Origin of the sequence: Psychromonas arctica (assembly GCF_038155225.1) — a bacterium.
Taxonomy (GTDB): domain Bacteria; phylum Pseudomonadota; class Gammaproteobacteria; order Enterobacterales; family Psychromonadaceae; genus Psychromonas; species Psychromonas arctica_B.
Genome location: NZ_JBAKBA010000420.1, coordinates 1 through 210, shown reverse-complemented (window position 1 = coordinate 210; position 210 = coordinate 1). Strand labels below are relative to the sequence as shown.

The window sequence follows — 210 nt, the reverse complement described above, 5'->3', positions numbered from 1 at the left end:
TTTTTTCTAATGCTTTTAGTATGGTGGACATAATGGCTCTACAATATTGAAGGTATTGTTGTATCTTACTGTTGTACTAAAGGCATTAATGTTTGTCGACCAACAATGCCATCCGCAACTATATTATTATTATTTTGGAACTCAATCACTGTATTTTTCAATTTCGAATCAAAGCGACTTTTAGGGTTTTCAGATACCCCATACACTCGA

The 210-nt window shown here is 33.3% G+C and carries 1 protein-coding gene; it reads right to left on the bottom strand.

The features are described from left to right. Positions 1-65: 65 nt before the first annotated feature. Positions 66-206, bottom strand: coding sequence for a peptidoglycan-binding domain-containing protein (locus tag V6255_RS19440; RefSeq protein ID WP_425355962.1), 141 nt, complete (start codon positions 204-206; stop codon positions 66-68). Positions 207-210: the final 4 nt, after the last annotated feature.